The following is a 1,268-nucleotide window of genomic DNA, read 5'->3' as shown; positions in this document are numbered from 1 at the left end:
GTGGTTCGTTTCCGTATTGAGCCAACGGAGTTCAATACTAACGACGATCTTAAATCGAACGGTTTAGCCGTTGAGTTACGTGAAGATCCGGCAGGGTCGGGTGACTACATTGGTTTTACGACCAGTGCCACAAACGTAGAAACTACAGTATTCACATTAAGCTTTAATTCTGTGTCATTAGGTGAATACACGTTCACGCTCATTGAAGCGTTGGACCACCAAGATGCCCGCGGCAATAACGACCTCAGTTTTGATTTACCTGTTTACGCGGTAGATAGCGACGGCGACGATTCGCTGATGTCTCCGTTAAACGTGACCATCGGTGATGATGTTCAAATCATGCAAGACGGTGCGCTCAATATTACTGAGCCGACGGTCGCTGATTTAGCAGCAGGCACACCGACGACGGCGATTTTCGATGTGATGCCAAATCAAAGTGCTGATGGCGCAACGGTGACGCAATTCACTTATGATGGCCAGTTTCGAACGCTGGACCAAAATGACAATGGCGAACAGCAGTTTAGCTTCACGGAAGGTGAACTGTTCATCACGCTTCAAGGTGAAGTGCGCTTTGAGCCTAATCGTAATTTAGACCACACACTCAGCGAAGACATCGTGAAATCAATCGTGGTGACATCTAGCGATTCCGATAACGATGTGTTGACCTCAACCGTCACTCTGACCATTACCGATGGTGATATCCCAACCATTGATAATGTGCCAACAGTGAGCTTGTCAGAAACAAGTCTGAGTGACGGCTCTTCACCAAGTGGCAGCGCGGTTAGCTCAACTCAAACCATCACTTACACCACTCAAAGTGATGATGTAACCAGGTTCCGTATTGAACCGACTGAGTTCAATGTTGGCGGTGCTCTCACATCAAATGGATTGGCGGTTGAACTGAAAGCTGACCCAACCACACCGGGTGGTTACATCGGTTTTGTGACTGATGGTTCGAACGTTGAAACTAACGTGTTCACGATTAGCTTTTCAGATACCAATTTAGGCCAGTACACCTTCACCTTACTTGAAGCGTTAGACCATGCGGATGGCCTTGCAAATAACGATCTGAGCTTTGATCTGCCAGTCTACGCCGTCGACAGTGATAGCGATGATTCATTGGTTTCTCAACTTAACGTAACCATTGGTGACGATGTTCAAATCATGCAAGGTGGTACGTTAGATATCACTGAGCCAAATCTTGCAGATGGCACAATCACAACCAACACCATCGATGTGATGCCAGAGCAAAGTGCCGATGGTGCGAC

At 47.2% G+C, this 1,268-nt stretch carries 1 protein-coding gene; it reads left to right on the top strand.

The window, feature by feature from the left end; all coding sequences use genetic code 11:
* Positions 1 to 1,268: hypothetical protein (locus tag AB4167_RS22090; protein WP_372137034.1), on the top strand; the 1,268-nt coding region annotated here is incomplete at both ends.

The sequence above is a fragment of the Vibrio sp. 10N.286.49.E11 genome (assembly GCF_041469505.1).
Classification (GTDB): domain Bacteria; phylum Pseudomonadota; class Gammaproteobacteria; order Enterobacterales; family Vibrionaceae; genus Vibrio; species Vibrio crassostreae_C.
The sequence above is the reverse complement of the archived record's forward strand: the minus strand, read 5'-3'. Positions and strand labels throughout refer to the sequence as shown.